Raw genomic sequence first — 15,174 nt, 5'->3', positions numbered from 1 at the left:
GGCGTCGACAGCGGCGAAACCAACCGGTCAAAAACGGTCGACGGGGCGCGTACCGGCGTCTACGATCAAGATCGGCGGCATCGCGTGTCGGTCACCGGCTGGGTGAGGCATGGAGGTTCCGCGAGATGCCCGTGGAGGCATTCACCCATGGCAGTAGAGCTCAACCACACCATCATTCACTCCCGTGACAAGCGGGAGTCCGCCGAATTCCTGGCGCACGTCCTCGGTCTCGAGATCGGGGCCGAATGGGGTCCGTTCATCCAGCTCGACATGAGCAACGGCGTCGCACTGGACTTCGTGACCCTCCCCGAGAAGATGGCGGAGTCGATCGTTCCGCAGCACTACGCGTTCCTGATCTCCGACGAGGAGTTCGACGCCGCCTTCGAGCGGATCACGGCGCGCGGGATCACGTACTACGCCGATCCGCAGATGCGGCAGGAGAACGAGATCAACCACGAGCACAGCGGCCGGGGCCTGTACTTCCGGGACCCCAGCGGCCACGGCATGGAGATCATCACCCGCCCGTACGGCTTCACCGAGGAGGCGTAACGGGCAGCCCGGCAGCGGGTACCGGCGTGCGGGCCGGGCGATCGCTAGGCCCGCACGGCCGTTCCCGGCGCGGCCCTACCCGTCGATCAGGAGGGTGCGCAGCGCCTCGACCGTCTCGTCCGGGACGCCGAGGCCCTCGCGGACGTACTTCTCCATCGAGCCGTAGCGGGTGCTGACCTCGTCCAGCGCCGCCTCCAGGTAGGCCGGGACCACGCCGATCAGCGCGAGCGCGATGTCCGGGTTGCCGCCGGCCGCCGTGAAGCCCTCGATCATCGGGGCGAACGCCTGCCGGACCGCCGGGTTGACGGACAGGTACTCGGCCATCAGGGTCTCGTCGTCCGCGCCGAGCAGGGCCAGCACCACGGTGGCGCCCCATCCCGTACGGTCCTTGCCCGCCGTGCAGTGGAACAGCAGCGGGCCGGCCTCGGGGTCGGCGAGCTCGTTCAGCAGGGTGCGGTAGGCCGCCTGGCCGGAGGCGGAGCTGACGAAGGACCGGTAGATGTCGCCGAACAGGGCCTCCGCCTTGCCGCCGCCGAGGTGCTCCTCCGCCTTGATCGGGTCGGCGAGGATGTCCTTGAGCTGGGCCGCTACCGGCACCCGGCCCGTGTTCATCTTGTCCGCCAGCACGTCCTCCACCAGCAGACGGGCCCCCTCGGGCAGCCGGTCCGGGTGGTCGCCGCGCTCGGCGCCGGTGCGGAAGTCCAGGACCGTACGGATGCCCAGGGCGGCCACCGCCGGGTCGGCCGCCGGGTCCAGCCGGTCGAGCTGCCCCGAGCGGAGGACCAGGCCGCTGCGGACGGCGCGGCCGCCGGCGAGCGGGGTGCCGCCGAGGTCGCGGAGATTGGCGACGGTGGTGGACGGGATGGCGGTCATCGTGGCGGCTCCTGGGAACGGACAGGCCGGTCGGCCGAGGCGGCCGAGACGGCCGGCTCAGCGGAACGGCTGAGTCATATGATTTTCGGACGTTTTGTTGAGGAAAGGTAATCGGCGGCCACCGAGAGCCCGACACCGATCCCCAGTGCGGCCAGGTGCCCGGCGTCCGTGAACGTCCGGTCCCGCCGCAGCACCGGCTGCAGCGCCAGCGCCAGCAGCCCCGCCCGGACCGCCGTACGCACCGGACCCCGCGGCAGCGCCGAGGTCATCGCCCCCAGGACGGCGTTGAAGCCGTAACTCGTCCCCACGTCCAGCGCCCGCCGGGTCCGCGCCCCGGCCGAGCCCGCGCGCAGGGTCCCGTACACGAGCAGGGTGGCCGTGGTGTGCCCGAGCAGGAAGACGCCGGCGGTCCACCAGGCCCCGTACGCGTACTCGGCGTACCCGAGGACGGCGAGCAGCAGCAGCGCGTACGCCAGCGGCATCGGCTCCTCGACCACGAAGGCGCTGCTGAGCAGGGTGTCCCAGCGGCCGGCGGCGAGGTTGTCGACGTTCGTCGAGCAGCCGCGCAGGATCCGCTCGCGCTCGGCCGGGTCCAGCCGCTCCAGGGCGTACGCCCCGAGCTGGACGCCGCCCGCGTACACCGGTGCCAGGAGGAGAGGGGTCATCCGATCATGATCCGTCATGCGGGGCGGGCAGGCGCGGGCGGGGGCGCGCGGGGGGCGTGCGGGCGGCCCGGAGCCGGGGAGTGCGACAACTCCCAGGTCACCCGCCCTCCCCGGGCGCTGCCGCAGGTGGCACCATGGAGCGGCCATGCCGAGGGAATCCGCGCCGATGCGCGTCACGCGGGCCGCGATGTTCGCGGCGGTGTGCGTGGCATTGGCGGCGATGGGGCATTCGTCCATGTCCGGCACGGATGTTCCGGCCAGCGGGTTGCTGTCGGCCTTCGGGGTGACCGCCGTGCTGGCCTGGCTCGGCGCCGGCCGCCGGTGCGGGCCCGTGGGCATCGCCGTCTCGCTGCTGTCCGTCCAGGGCGTACTCCACCTGGTGTTCTCCGCCGCGCAGACCGCCGCGGCCGCGGGCCCGACCCGCGCGCTCACCGCCACCCACACCGCGCCGCCGGCGGGAGGGCATCTGCACCACCACGCGCCGGAGGCGGCGACGGGCGCGGTTGTCGGGATGGGCGCGGACGCGGCCACCGGCATGGGTGCCGACGCGGGCATGGGCATGGGCGTGGGTGCGGATTCGGCCCTGGGCAGCATGACCGGCATGAGCGGCATGGGTGACATGGCCGGGCACGGCGGCCTCGGCATGGTCGCCGCCCACCTGCTCGCCGGGCTGTTCTGCGCACTGTGGCTGGCCCGCGGCGAAGCCGCCGTCTTCCGCCTGGCCCGCGCCCTGCGCGTACTGGCCGCCACGGCCGCCGGGCCGGTGCGCCGCGTGCTGGCCCTCGTACGGGAGCGGGTGCCGGCGCCGCCGGACCGCCCCGTCCCCGCCCGTCCGTACGTACGCCCGCGCCGACTGCGCGGTGCCGTGCACGCCCACGCCGTGGTGCGGCGGGGGCCGCCGCGGGGCCTCAGTGCCCGCGCCACGGCCCCCGGCCTTCCTGCCTTCGCCTGAACCCACGGCGAACCGGCGAGACCTGGGGTCGATTTCCCCATGTTTCGCCAACCCCTAGGACTGGCATGGCCATTGACGACATACCCGACGCCCGTGTCCGGGACGAGAACGACCAGAACGACGCGAACACCGGCGACACCGGCAACACCGGCGACACCGACAGGGCCGGCAAGGCCGGCAAGAGCGGCTGGGCGGCCGTCCGCCCGCTGCTCCTGCGCCTCCACTTCTACGCGGGCGTCCTCATCGCCCCGCTGCTGTTCCTGGCCGCCGTGACCGGCCTGCTCTACGCCCTGTCCTTCCAGGCCGAGAAGATCATCTACTCGGACGAGCTGACCGTCGCGAAGGTCGGGCAGTCCGCACTGCCGCTGAGCGAGCAGGTCAAGGCCGCTCAGGAAGCCGCCCCCAAGGGCGAGGTCATCGGCGTCTGGCCCGGCCCCGACGCCGAGGCGACCACCCGGGTGATCATGGAGAGCCCCGAGGTCGGCGCCGAGGAGACGCTCACCGTCTTCGTGGACCCGTACACCGCCGAGGTCCGCGGCGAGCTCGCCACCTCCGGTGACGCCCTCCCGCTGCGCGCCTGGCTGAGCGAGTTCCACGCCAGCCTCCAGCTCGGTGAGACCGGCCGGATCTACAGCGAGCTGGCGGCCAGCTGGATGTGGGTGGTCGCGCTCGGCGGACTGGCCCTGTGGATCGGCCGGCGGCGCAGCCGCAAGGCGCAGCTGGTGGTGCCGGACCGGAAGGCGGCGCCGGGCCGCCGCCGGACGCTGTCCTGGCACGGCACGGTCGGCCTGTGGGCCGCCCTCGGTCTGGTGGTGCTCTCCGCGACCGGCCTGACCTGGTCGACGTACGCCGGCGAGAACATCGGGCAGCTTCAGGACCGGCTCGGCGGGGCCACCCCGTCGGTGTCCGCCTCGGTCAACGGCGGCGGCGACGCGGGCGGCGACGAGCACGCCGGCCACCAGGTCGACGCCGACGGCAACATGGTGATGCCGCCGACGGCCGACGTCGGAGTCGACAAGGTCCTCGCGGCCGCGCGCGCCGCCGGGGTGTCCGAGAGCGTGCAGATCACCCTGCCGGCGAAGGGCAAGGGCTACGTCGTCAAGGAGCGGGACAAGACCTTCCCGGTGCACCTCGACGCGGTGTCCGTGGACCCGGCGGACGGCAAGGTGATGGACGAACTGCCCTTCGCCGACTACCCGCTGCTCGCCAAGCTCACCCGCTTCGGCATCGACGTCCACATGGGTCTGCTGTTCGGCCTGGTCAACCAGCTGGCCCTGGCGGCACTCGCGGTCGCGCTGATGTTCCTGGTCTTCTGGGGCTACCGCATGTGGTGGCTGCGCAGGCCCACCAAGGAGCGGACCCTGTCCGTCGGCCGGGCGCAGCCGCGCGGCGCCTGGCGCAAGCTGCCGGTGACCGTGCTGCTGCCGCTGGCGGCGGTGTCGGCGCTGGTCGGCTGGTTCATCCCGCTGCTGGGGATCAGCCTGGTCGTGTTCCTGGTGATCGACGTGCTGCTCGGCCTGGTGGCCGGCCGACGGGCCGAGGCGTCCACGGTCTGACGGCAACAGGTCGAGGGTGGGCCCGTACTCCCGGATGGGGGAGTGCGGGCCCACCGCCGTGCTCAGGGCGCGTACTTGTAGCCCACCCGGCGGACCGTCTGGATCGCACCGCGGTGCTGCGCGCCGAGCTTCCGGCGCAGCCGGGCGACATGGACGTCGACGGTGCGGCCGTCGCCGACGTGGCCGTAGCCCCAGACGGTGGTGACGAGCTGGTCCCGGCTGTGCACCCGGTGGGGGTGCGCGACCAGGTGGGCCAGCAGCTCGAACTCCAGGTAGGTCAGGTCCAGGACGTGCCCGTCCACCTCGGCGGTGCGCCGCGCCGGGTCGATCCGTACGAGGGCGTCCCCGGTGACGGCCGTTCCGTCGGCGGTGGCCCGGGCGGCGGCGGGCGCCGACGCCGGGGGCCCGGCCGGGGTGACGGGCCGGGGCGCGAGGTCGAGCGGCGGCTGCTGGTCGGCGGGTACGAGGACCAGGTAGCCGATCATCGGCGGCCGGCCCGGGAGGGCCGCCGGCAGGGTGTGCGGCGGGGCGGGCAGCCAGGTGGCGCCGGGCGGGAGCAGGTCCACCACCCGGGCCACCTCGTCCCGGTCCACGGCGCGCAGCCGGTGCCGGGGGAACGCGGCGGGGGCGGGGGTGTGGGACGGGGAGTGGGGGTGGGCGGCGGTCGCAGCGGAGGAGAGGGTGCGGGTGTTCGCCATGGGTGGGCAGCTCTTTCACGCGAGTCGGCAGGTGACTGGACGAGGTGCGGACGCAGTGCGTTTGCGTCGGAGTCGTGCCGCGCGGACCGAAGGTCTTCGGGGAAGCCGGTGTCGATCTCGGTGTCGGGTCCCGGAAGGCGTTAGAGGGTCGGCGCGTTCTCCGCGCGACAACACACCCGGTCGAAGTCGTGGTGCTGACGGGACGGCCAGAACGGCTCGAGGTCGCTGCGACCGGTCGAGGTGTGCGGATAGCTGGCCATGGGCGACATTGAAGCAGACGGAGGCCGCCCAGGGCAGGGCGAGTCTCAGTCAATGGATCGGAATCTCATATTCCGCGCCGCATTTCGGACTTGTCCCCAAGTGAGGGGTGCATTCCGCCGGTTCGGGACGGCGGCGCGTTTCGCATCGCGGACGCGAAGACGCCCGCCGGGAGGAGGTCCCGGCGGGCGTCGTGCGTGATGCGCACCCCGCGTGCACCCCGTACGGGTGGTGCGGGGTGCGAACGGGATGGCGGCGGGTCAGACCAGGCCGGCCTTCTCCAGGCCGGTGCAGCAGGTGTCCACGATCAGGCGGGTCACCACGTACGGGTCCACGTTCGCGTTCGGGCGTCGGTCCTCGATGTAGCCCTTGCCGTCCTTCTCGACCTGCCACGGGATGCGGACCGAGGCGCCGCGGTCCGAGACGCCGTAGCTGAACTCGTTCCACGGGGCGGTCTCGTGCATGCCGGTGAGTCGCTTGTCGATGTCCGCGCCGTAGTTCTTCACGTGGTCCATCGGCTTGCTGCCCTCGCCCAGCGCCTCGCACGCCGCGACGATCGCGCGGTAGTCCTCGCGCATCGCCTTGGTGGAGAAGTTGGTGTGCGCGCCGGCGCCGTTCCAGTCGCCCTGCACCGGCTTCGGGTTGAGCGTCGCGGAGACGTTGAACTCCTCGGCCGTGCGGTAGAGCAGCCAGCGCGCGATCCACAGCTGGTCGGCGACCTCCAGCGGGCCGATCGGGCCGACCTGGAACTCCCACTGGCCGGGCATGACCTCGGCGTTGATGCCGGAGATGGCCAGGCCGGCGGTGAGGCAGTTGTCCAGGTGCTTCTCGACGATCTCGCGCCCGAAGATCTCGTCCGAGCCGACACCGCAGTAGTAGCCGCCCTGCGCGGCCGGGAAGCCGCCGACCGGGAAGCCGAGCGGGCGGGCGCCGTCGAAGAAGGTGTACTCCTGCTCGATGCCGAAGATCGGCTCCTGCCCGGCGAACTTCTCCGCCACCGGGCGGAGCAGGGCCCGGGTGTTCGAGGAGTGCGGGGTCATGTCGATGTTCAGGACCTCGCACAGGACGAGGAGGTCGTTGCCGCCGCGGATCGGGTCCGGGCAGGAGAAGACCGGCTGCAGCACGCGGTCGGAGGCGTGGCCCTCGGCCTGGTTGGTGCTCGAACCGTCGAAGCCCCAGATGGGGAGCTCCGCCCCGTCCTCGAGGATCTTCGTCTTGGAGCGAAGCTTCGCGGTCGGCTCGGTGCCGTCGATCCAGATGTACTCAGCCTTGTAGGTCACGGGGCCCCATCCTCAGACTCTGCGGGTGCGTGCTGCGTGCGGTACTGCCTGCTGCGTGCGGGTGCTGCGTGCGGGTGCGGGTGCTGCCTGCGCGTCGGTATTGCCTGCACTTCGGGTACTGCCGGGCACTGCGGGTGCTGCGGTTCGCTGCGGTGATGACCGCAGCGTGCCCCGTCGCGATTTCCCGTCCGTTGCCCGCTTGTGAACCCCGTGTTACCGGGGGTTCCGGCCCAGGTCCGGCCCCTGGTGCGGGTCGCCGGGGGTGCGGCCGTCCGGGGGGTCGCCCGGTAGGGCAGACTGATTCGGTGACCATTTCGTACGATTTGCCTGCCGAGTCGACGGGCCGTCCCGGCCCCCTGCCCCGTATCGGCCTGCTCGGCACCGGCCCCTGGGCGCACCGCACCCACGCCCCCGCCCTCGCCGCCCACGCCGGCTCCGAGTTCGCCGGGGTCTGGGGCCGCCGCCCGGAGGCCGCCGCCGAACTGGCGGAGAAGTACGCCGTGAAGGCGTACGAGGACCCCGATGCGCTGTTCGCCGACTGCGACGCCGTGGCCTTCGCCCTCCCGCCGGACGTCCAGGCCCCGCTCGCCGTCCGCGCCGCCGCGGCCGGCTGCCACCTGCTGCTGGACAAGCCGGTCGCCACGACCGTCGCCGACGCCCGAGCCGTGGCCGAGGCCGCCGACCGGCACGGTGTGGCCTCGGTGGTCTTCCTCACCCTCCGGTTCGCCGAACCCGCAGCCGGCTGGGTGGCGGAACAGGCGGGCCGGCGCGGCTGGTTCAGCGCGTCCGCGCACTGGCTCGGCGCGGTGTTCGGGCCCGACGGCGAAGCCGGCGCCGCGGGTGCGCGCAGCCCCTACGCCGACTCGCCGTGGCGCCGGGCCAAGGGCGGACTGTGGGACGTGGGGCCGCACGCCCTGTCCGTCCTGATCCCGGTGCTGGGCGATGTCACCGGTGTCACCGCCGCCCGCGGCCCCGCAGAAACGGTCACACTGCTGCTCCGGCACGATTCCGGCGCCGCCAGCACCGCCGTGCTCACCCTGGCCGCGCCGCGCGCGGCGGCCGGCGTCGGCCTGGAGCTGCGCGGATCCGAGGGCGTGTTCACGCTGCCCGACTGGGGTGACGTACCGGGCGCGTACGGGCGGGCGGTGGACGCGCTGCTCGCCGCGGCCCGCACCGGGGTGCCCGACCCGCGCGGGGCGGCCTTCGGGCTCCGGCTGACCGAGATCCTGGCGGCGGCGGAGGCCCGGCTGGCCGAGGGTGGCTGACGTTGCGTGTGAGTGGCCGATGTCCTACTTGATCAGCGCGTTCGCCACGATGATCGCCACGCCGATGCCGGCGTCGGCCGCGCCGATGGCCAGGGCCGACAGCATCCGGTAGCCCCTCCGCAGGGCAATGAGGGAGCCCCACGCGAACAGCAGCGCGGTGTTCAGGCCGAGCCCGATGGCGGTGGTGCCGGACTCGCTCCAACCGGTGAACCCGGCCAGGGTCAGCAGGAAGACGCTCGGCAGGGTGGCCGCCACCATCGGCCACTCGTGCAGCAGCGTCACCATCAGCGTGTGCCAGCGGTGCCCGGCCGAACCGCGCCGGTGCGAGGACATGTGGTGCGCGTACCCGTGGGCCAGTCCGGCGGTGATCGCCGTCACCAGGACCCAGGAGGCGTCGTAGAAGGGGGTGTACTCGTCACCCTTCGCCTCCAGTGCGGCGAGCAGGCCGCTGGCCAGCACCAGGCCGTACACCCCGCCGAACATCCAGTTCGGCGCGTGGTGGGCGGGCTCCGCCGTCGCGTGGGGGGTGGCGTGTGCGGTGTGCGCTTCCGGATCGGCGCGGGTCTCCGGGCCGGTGCGGGTTTCCGGGCCGGTGTGGGCCTCCAGGGGCGTGCGGTCGTCCGGGGTCGGGTGGTCGGAGGTCACGACGGTCCTTCCGGTCGGGTCGACTGTCTGCCCCTTTTGGGGCTTTTATCCGACCCGCGCCACCCTACGAGACCGAAGTGTCGGATTTCTGTATGAGGCCACGGCGTCCGGCCCGCTGCTCCGCGCCCCGCTGTCCTCTGCCCCGCCGCCCCGCGGCCCCGGGCCCCGCGGTCACCTCCCCGACCACCCGGACGAGCGCCTCCAGCGCCTCCGCGAAGGCCCGGTCCGGCAGCGCCGCGTATCCGACGACCAGGCCCTCGCGGCCCGCTTCGCGGGCGGACCCGGAGCCCGCTCCGCCCGGCCGCACCACGGGGTGCGCGGGATGGCGGTAGCCGGACAGCCCGTCGAGCGCGATGCCCGCCGCGCGGGCGGCGCCGAGCGCGGCGGCCTCCGTTCCCGGCGGCAGCTCCAGCACCGCGTGCAGTCCGGCCGCGATCCCGGTCACCCGGACCTCGGGCGCGCCCTCCGCCAACGCTGCGACGAGCCGGTCCCGCCGCTCCCGGTAGCGCTGCCGCATCCGGCGCACCTGGCGGTCGTACGCGCCGCACTCCAGGAAGTCCGCCAGTGCCAGCTGGTCCAGGGCGCTCGACCAGGACTCGCGTACGCCCTTCGCCGCCAGTACGTCCTCCCGCACCCCGTCCGGCAGCACCAGCCAGCCGAGCCGGAGGGCGGGGGAGAGGCTCTTGCTCAGCGACCCGGCGTACACCACGTGCTCCGGAGCCAGCCCCTGCAGGGCGCCGACCGGCTTGCGGTCGAAGCGGAACTCGCCGTCGTAGTCGTCCTCGACGACCAGCGCCCCGGGATGCGACCGGGCCCACTCGACGGCGGCCGCCCGGCGGGCGGGGTGCATCGTCGCGCCGGTCGGGAACTGGTGCGCCGGGGTGAGCAGCAGGGTCCGCGCGCGGACGTCGACGGCGCCCGGCAGGTCGGTCCGGGCGCCGTCGGCGTCCACGGGGACGGGGTGCGAGCGGACCCCGGCGGTGTCCAGGACGCCGTGGTGGAAGGGGAGCCCGTACCCCTCGACGGCCCAGTCCCGGGGGCGGACGGCGGCGAGCAGCCGCAGTCCGTTGGCGAAGCCGGAACAGACGACGAGGTGCTCGGGATCGGCCCGCACGCCCCGGGCGCGGGCCAGGTACGCGGCAAGGGCCCGGCGCAGCTCGGGGCGCCCGCGGGGATCGCCGGGCCCGAAGGCGTCGGTGGGCGCGGCGGCGATGGCCCGCCGGGCGGAGGCCGCCCAGGCCATCCGGGGGAACGCGGAGGGATCGGGCTTGCCCTGCACCAGGTCGAACCGGGGCGGCCGGCCGGGGGCGCCGGTGGGAGGCGTGCCGGTGGCAGGGGTGCCGGTGGGTGGACCGCCCGCATGCCCGCCGACGCCTGCGGAGTCGGTATCCGCGGAGCCTACGGGAGCGGAGCCGACGGGTGCGGAGCCGACGGGACCCGTACCGGCAGGTGAGGTACCGGCGGCGCGGATGCCGCCCGCAGCCCGGCGCGAGAAGGAAGGGTCGACCTCGTCGGCCCGCGCCAGACCCTCGGCGACCCGGGTGCCCGAGCCCTGCCGGGCGGTGAACCAGCCCTCGGCGACCAGTTCGGCGTACGCGTCGGCGACGGCACCCCGTGCGATGCCGAGGTCGGCCGCCAGCGCCCGGTACGGCGGCAGCCGGGTCCCGCCGGCCAGCCGGCCGCTCCGCACGGCCTCGCGCAAGGCCCGCGCGAGCGCGGGCCGGCGCGGCCCGTCCGGGGGCAGCTCCAGATGCAGGTCGCTCCCGGTGCCGTCGGTTCCGCCGGTGCCGTCCGTACCCTCGCGCGTCATGCCCCGAGCCTATGCGGGGCCTTTCGGGCCGGGGCCGCGGCTTGTGGATCAGGCCCTGCGGGACATGGCGTCCCGGACCGCCTCCTCCGTGCGGGCCACCACGGCCGTGCCGTCGTCGGCGGTGATGATCGGGCGCTGGATGAGCCTGGGGTGTGCGGCGAGGTGGGCGATCCACCGGTCCCGCGCCTCCGCGGTCTCCTCGCGCGGCAGCTCCCGCACGCCGGTCTCCTTCGCGAGCGGGTCCGACGTACGGGTGATGTCCCACGGCTCCAGACCGAGCCGGTCCAGCACCTCGCGGATCTCGGCCTCGGCGGGCACGTCCTCCAGATAGCGCCGGACGGTGTACTCCGCGCCCTCGGCGTCGAGCAGCTGCACCGCGCTGCGGCACTTCGAACACGCGGGATTGATCCAGATCTCCATACGCTCAGCCTAGGGGTTCGCGGGCGGGAGGCCGTCGTCCCCGCGGCCCGCCGGGGTTGTCCCGCAACCTTCCCGGCCAGGCGCTTTGTCAGTGCCGGAAAGTAGAATCGAAGGAGAACGACAGAACGCCAACTACCGTTTGGGAGGCTGTAGATGGCCGCTGCCGCGATCATTTCCCCGCCGAAGAAGAAGCCGCTTCCGGCGGGTCTGCCGCGCGAGTGGTACGAGTCCCACAACCGCCGCCTCAAGGCCATGCGCCTGGCCATATCCCTGCTCGACTCCGGCACGTACGACGCCCAGCGCGCCACCAACCGCAAGATCCGCACGATGGCGGTCCGTACCGGCATCCGGCGCCCGTCCAACACCACCTGCCGGATGGTGCGCTCGCTGATCCGCGACGCCCACTGACGGGGCGCGCACCGACGGGGCGCGCACCGACCGGACGCCGCTGACCGGATGTCCACCGTCTGTGCGGCCACCGGCTGTGCGGCCACCGGCCGGGCGGGTCACACGGACCCGGTGAGCTCCCGGGGGGCCGGACCAAAGGCCGGGGCCGGGGCCGGGTCCACGACCCGTACGAGGCCGGTGTGGGTACCGGTACCGCCGCCGGTACCCGCGCCGGCGCCGGCCGCCCTGTCGTCCAGGCCGGACCAGACCACGCCGGCCAGGAGGCCGGCCGCGGCCGCCGTCGCCGTGACCGCCGCCATGCGCCGCCGGTACTTCCGAGGTACCCGCATCCCGGATCCCCTTTCGCTCGGCCGCCGGCATCGGACGTCCGGCTTCCGGTTCTGTCGCCGTCGAGCGAACCACGTGAACGGGCCGAGCGGCACCCCTCGCCATCGATTGCGCACATCATCACAACAAAGTGGTCATGCCCTGCGCACACACCGGCCCCTCACGCCGGGGCCGCGGGAACGGACAGCACCAGCACCGCCACGTCGTCCCGCGGGCCGCCGTCCGTGAAGGCCGCCAGGTCCCGCCACACCGCCGACACCACCGCCGCCGGCGGATCCCCCGGCAGCGACACCACCGGCACCCGCCGCAGCAGCGGGTAGAAGAATCCCGAGGCGTCCCGCGCCTCCGTCACCCCGTCCGTGTGCACCAGCAGCCGGTCGCCCGCCCGCACCGGTACGTCGACCACGGTGGGCGGCGTCACCTCCACGAGCCCCAGCCCCAGCGGGGGCGCCGGATCGATCGTGACCTCCTCGGCGGCCGGCCCGCGCAGCAGCAGCGCAGGAGGGTGCCCGCAGGAGACCATCCGCACCAGGTCTCGGCCGGGCGGGAACTCCACCAGCAGCGCCGTGGCGAACAGCTCCGTGTTCTCCGCCCCGGCCGCGTCCTGCACCAGCCTCCGGTCCAGCCGGGCCGCCACCCCGCCCAGCTCCGGATCGTCCAGCACCCCCTCGCGGAAGGCACCCAGCAGCGAGGCGACCGTACCCACCGCCGCCAGCCCGTGCCCCTGCACGTCCCCCACCACCGCCCGTACCCCGTACGGGCTGTTCCGCACGTCGTACAGGTCGCCGCCGACCAGGGTGCCCTGCTGCGCCGCCCGGTACAGCCCCGCGCAGCGCACCGGGCCCACCTCCTCCGGCACCGGGGGCAGCACGGCGAGCTGTGCCGCCTCCGCCACCGTCCGTACGCTCACCAGCTGGGCGTCCCGGCGCTTCCGCACCCAGGCGATCACCACGCTGAGCAGCCCCACGGTCGCGACCGTCCACAGGTCCGTGCCCTGGGCGTGCCCGACCCCCACCCCAAGCGCGGACAGGGCGAACAGCAGCACCACGCCCATGGCGTACAGCGCCGTCCCGAGCGCCCCGTACGCGAACGCGGCCATCGGCGGCACCGCGGCCAGGAAGTAGCCCAGCTCCACGGTGCCCGGAGTGGCCCGCTGCGCGAGCACCAGCACCACCGTGGCCACCATCGGCGCGGCCCGCGCCCAGCGCGGCGGCGGCGCCCCGCGCAGCCACCCCGGCTCCTGGCGTCCGCGTTCGCGTCCCCGTCTCACCCCTCCACCCTGCTGCCCTGGCCGGGTCGGCGCACCCCGGCCGCGCCGTCGGGGGGCCGCGGTGGTTCCCCGGGTGGCCGCCGGTCCACGGCGCCCCGAGAGTGGTCCCGTGACAGACGGCCCCGGCGGGCAGGCACAGAGCGCCGCCATGAGTACCCGCCTCAACTGGCTGCGTGCGGGGGTGCTCGGCGCCAACGACGGGATCATCTCCACCGCCGGCCTGGTGGTGGGCGTGGCCGGCGCGACCACTTCCCGGACCGCGATCCTCACCGCCGGCGTCGCCGGACTGCTGGCCGGCTCGCTGTCCATGGCGGCCGGGGAGTACGTGTCCGTCAGCTCCCAGCGGGACTCCGAGCAGGCCGCGCTGGACGAGGAGCGCCGTGAACTCGCCGCGGACCCCGAGGCGGAGCTCGACGAGCTCACCGACATGCTCACCGCGCGCGGCCTCACCCGGGACGTGGCCCGGGAGGCCGCCGTCCAGCTCACCGAGCGCGATGCGCTGCGCGCCCACGCCCGGGTCGAGCTGGGCATCGAGCCGGACGAGCTGGCGAACCCGTGGCACGCCGCCCTCGCCAGCTTCACCGCCTTCACCGTGGGCGCGCTGCTGCCGCTGCTCACGATCGTGCTGCCCGAGCCCTCGCGGCGGGTGCCGGTCACGGTCACCGCCGTCCTGCTCGCGCTCACCCTGTGCGGCTGGATCAGTGCCCGGCTCGGCGACGCGCCCGTGCGGCGCGCGGTCCTCCGCAACGTCCTGGGCGGGGCCGTCGCCATGGCCGTCACGTACGCCGCCGGCACCTGGCTCGGCGCGGGATAGCCGCGTACCGGACGCATCCGACGCCGGCCGTACGCGCACGGCGTCGGCCGTACGCGCACGGCGTCGGCCGTACGCGCACGGCGTCGGCCGTACGCGCACGACGCCGGCCGTATACGACCGGGGCCGGGACGGTACGGTCCGGTCCGGACGCCGATCCGGACGCCGGGTGTGGACCGCTCGGCGTTCGCCCGGCCGGGCCGCCGTCGCGTACCGGCCGCGCGGCGGCCCCCGTACCGGCCCGTGTACCGGCCCGCCTTCCCGCACAATGAGGCACATGCGGATCGCGGTCACCGGCTCGACCGGTCTCATCGGTACGGCCCTCGTACGTTCGCTGCGCGCCGACGGCCATGACGTGGTCCGCTTCGTGCGCCGCCCGCCCGCCGCCGCCGACGAGGCGCGCTGGGACCCGGGCACCGGATACGCGGACCCGGCCGCGCTGGCCGGCTGCGCCGCCGTGGTGAACCTCGCCGGCGCGGGCATCGGCGACCGGCGCTGGACCGAGGCGTACAAGAACGAGATCCGCAACAGCCGGGTGGTCGGCACCAGCACCCTGGCCCGGGCGGTCGCGGCCCTCGACGAGCGCCCGGCGGTGTTGCTCAACGCCTCCGCCGTCGGCTACTACGGCGACACCGGTGACCGGGTGGTGGACGAGGGCTTCCCGGCGGGCGAGGGCTTCCTCCCCTCGGTGTGCGTGGCCTGGGAGGCGGCCGCCGCACCCGCCCACGAAGCGGGCGTGCGCACCGTCTTCGCCCGCACCGGCCTGGTCGTGGCCCGCGAGGGCGGCGCCTGGGGCCGGCTGTTCCCGCTGTTCCGGGCCGGCCTCGGCGGCCGACTCGGCGACGGCCGCCAGTACTGGCCGTTCATCGCCCTGCACGACCACGTCGCGGCGCTGCGCCACCTGCTCGACACACCCGCCCTGTCCGGGCCGGTCAACGTGTGCGCCCCCGATCCGCTGACCAACCGTGAGATCACCGCGGCGATGGGCCGGGTGCTGCGCCGGCCGACTCCGTTCCCGGTGCCCGCCCCGGTGCTGAAACTGGCCCTGGGGGAGATGGCGCAGGACGTGCTGGGCAGTCACCGGACCCGGCCGGTACGGCTGTTGGAGTCCGGCTTCACCTTCCGGCACCCGGACGTCGAGGACGCGCTCCGGGCGGCCCTGGACCACGACTAGGCCGTCCCTGTCCGTCACCGCCGTGCCTGTTCGTCCCGCCGTGCCCGTCCACGCGCCGTGCCCGCCGCGCGCCGTCCGCGCCGTTTCGGTCGGGCATCGGCCGGAACCGTCCGGCTCCGGCACGTGTGCGACCGTTCATGCCCCGGACGCGACCGGGGTGCGACCGGATCCCGACGTAATTCTGGTGTCGGACTCGGGTATTCCTGGATCCCG

16 protein-coding genes are annotated in these 15,174 nt (G+C 74.3%); 7 read left to right on the top strand and 9 right to left on the bottom strand.

The genetic code is table 11. From position 1 onward, the window contains the following. Positions 1 to 147 precede the first annotated feature (147 nt). Positions 148 to 549: a VOC family protein gene (locus AC067U_RS06670; RefSeq protein WP_478828546.1), complete on the top strand. Its 402-nt coding sequence runs from the start codon at positions 148 to 150 to the stop codon at positions 547 to 549. 75 nt (positions 550 to 624) lie between these two features. On the opposite strand, the gene AC067U_RS06665 is transcribed toward AC067U_RS06670, so the two are convergent. Then, complete coding sequence (locus AC067U_RS06665) at positions 625 to 1,422, bottom strand: tyrosine-protein phosphatase (RefSeq protein ID WP_478828545.1); 798 nt, start codon at positions 1,420 to 1,422, stop codon at positions 625 to 627. A gap of 74 nt (positions 1,423 to 1,496) precedes the next feature. Then, positions 1,497 to 2,087, bottom strand: coding sequence for a rhomboid-like protein (locus AC067U_RS06660; protein ID WP_478828544.1), 591 nt, complete (start codon positions 2,085 to 2,087; stop codon positions 1,497 to 1,499). Positions 2,088 to 2,232: 145 nt separating this feature from the next. Here AC067U_RS06660 and AC067U_RS06655 point away from each other — a divergent pair, with 145 nt between their 5' ends. Both AC067U_RS06655 and AC067U_RS06650 read left to right on the top strand, forming a co-directional pair. Beyond that, positions 2,233 to 3,039, top strand: a complete 807-nt coding sequence (locus AC067U_RS06655; protein WP_478828543.1) for a hypothetical protein — start codon at positions 2,233 to 2,235, stop codon at positions 3,037 to 3,039. Between the two features lie 65 nt (positions 3,040 to 3,104). Further along, a complete protein-coding gene (locus AC067U_RS06650; RefSeq protein ID WP_478828542.1) occupies positions 3,105 to 4,595 on the top strand; it encodes a PepSY-associated TM helix domain-containing protein in 1,491 nt (496 codons plus the stop codon). 62 nt (positions 4,596 to 4,657) lie between these two features. Here AC067U_RS06650 and AC067U_RS06645 read toward each other — a convergent pair whose 3' ends face one another. Both AC067U_RS06645 and glnII read right to left on the bottom strand, forming a co-directional pair. Then, positions 4,658 to 5,293: a winged helix-turn-helix domain-containing protein gene (locus AC067U_RS06645; RefSeq protein ID WP_478828541.1), complete on the bottom strand. Its 636-nt coding sequence runs from the start codon at positions 5,291 to 5,293 to the stop codon at positions 4,658 to 4,660. Positions 5,294 to 5,811: 518 nt separating this feature from the next. Beyond that, positions 5,812 to 6,831 (bottom strand): glutamine synthetase, encoded by a 1,020-nt coding sequence (glnII, locus tag AC067U_RS06640; RefSeq protein WP_478828540.1) that lies wholly within the window; start codon positions 6,829 to 6,831, stop codon positions 5,812 to 5,814. 323 nt (positions 6,832 to 7,154) lie between these two features. Here glnII and AC067U_RS06635 point away from each other — a divergent pair, with 323 nt between their 5' ends. After that, complete coding sequence (locus AC067U_RS06635; RefSeq protein WP_478828924.1) at positions 7,155 to 8,096, top strand: Gfo/Idh/MocA family protein; 942 nt, start codon at positions 7,155 to 7,157, stop codon at positions 8,094 to 8,096. Between the two features lie 24 nt (positions 8,097 to 8,120). Here the strand turns inward: AC067U_RS06635 and AC067U_RS06630 are convergent, their stop codons facing one another. The 3 genes from AC067U_RS06630 to AC067U_RS06620 form a co-directional block, all read right to left on the bottom strand. Further along, positions 8,121 to 8,741, bottom strand: coding sequence for a hypothetical protein (locus tag AC067U_RS06630; protein WP_478828539.1), 621 nt, complete (start codon positions 8,739 to 8,741; stop codon positions 8,121 to 8,123). A 64-nt stretch (positions 8,742 to 8,805) separates the two neighbouring features. Then, positions 8,806 to 10,551 carry an aminotransferase-like domain-containing protein gene (locus AC067U_RS06625; RefSeq protein WP_478828538.1) on the bottom strand — a complete coding sequence of 582 codons (1,746 nt, stop codon included), beginning with the start codon at positions 10,549 to 10,551 and terminating at the stop codon, positions 8,806 to 8,808. Positions 10,552 to 10,599: 48 nt separating this feature from the next. Then, positions 10,600 to 10,971, bottom strand: coding sequence for an ArsC/Spx/MgsR family protein (locus AC067U_RS06620; protein WP_478828537.1), 372 nt, complete (start codon positions 10,969 to 10,971; stop codon positions 10,600 to 10,602). A gap of 153 nt (positions 10,972 to 11,124) precedes the next feature. Between AC067U_RS06620 and AC067U_RS06615 the strand changes: the two genes are divergently transcribed. After that, positions 11,125 to 11,379, top strand: coding sequence for a hypothetical protein (locus AC067U_RS06615; protein WP_478828536.1), 255 nt, complete (start codon positions 11,125 to 11,127; stop codon positions 11,377 to 11,379). Positions 11,380 to 11,477: 98 nt separating this feature from the next. Here the strand turns inward: AC067U_RS06615 and AC067U_RS06610 are convergent, their stop codons facing one another. Then, positions 11,478 to 11,708 (bottom strand): hypothetical protein, encoded by a 231-nt coding sequence (locus AC067U_RS06610; protein WP_478828535.1) that lies wholly within the window; start codon positions 11,706 to 11,708, stop codon positions 11,478 to 11,480. Between the two features lie 158 nt (positions 11,709 to 11,866). Continuing rightward, positions 11,867 to 12,976 carry a PP2C family protein-serine/threonine phosphatase gene (locus AC067U_RS06605; RefSeq protein ID WP_478828534.1) on the bottom strand — a complete coding sequence of 370 codons (1,110 nt, stop codon included), beginning with the start codon at positions 12,974 to 12,976 and terminating at the stop codon, positions 11,867 to 11,869. Positions 12,977 to 13,124: 148 nt separating this feature from the next. Here AC067U_RS06605 and AC067U_RS06600 point away from each other — a divergent pair, with 148 nt between their 5' ends. After that, positions 13,125 to 13,790 carry a VIT1/CCC1 transporter family protein gene (locus AC067U_RS06600; protein WP_478828923.1) on the top strand — a complete coding sequence of 222 codons (666 nt, stop codon included), beginning with the start codon at positions 13,125 to 13,127 and terminating at the stop codon, positions 13,788 to 13,790. Between the two features lie 265 nt (positions 13,791 to 14,055). Beyond that, positions 14,056 to 14,961, top strand: coding sequence for a TIGR01777 family oxidoreductase (locus AC067U_RS06595; RefSeq protein WP_478828533.1), 906 nt, complete (start codon positions 14,056 to 14,058; stop codon positions 14,959 to 14,961). Positions 14,962 to 15,174: the final 213 nt, after the last annotated feature.

It is taken from the genome of Streptomyces sp. NPDC043853 (assembly GCF_056436025.1).
The sequence above is the reverse complement of the archived record's forward strand: the minus strand, read 5'-3'. Positions and strand labels throughout refer to the sequence as shown.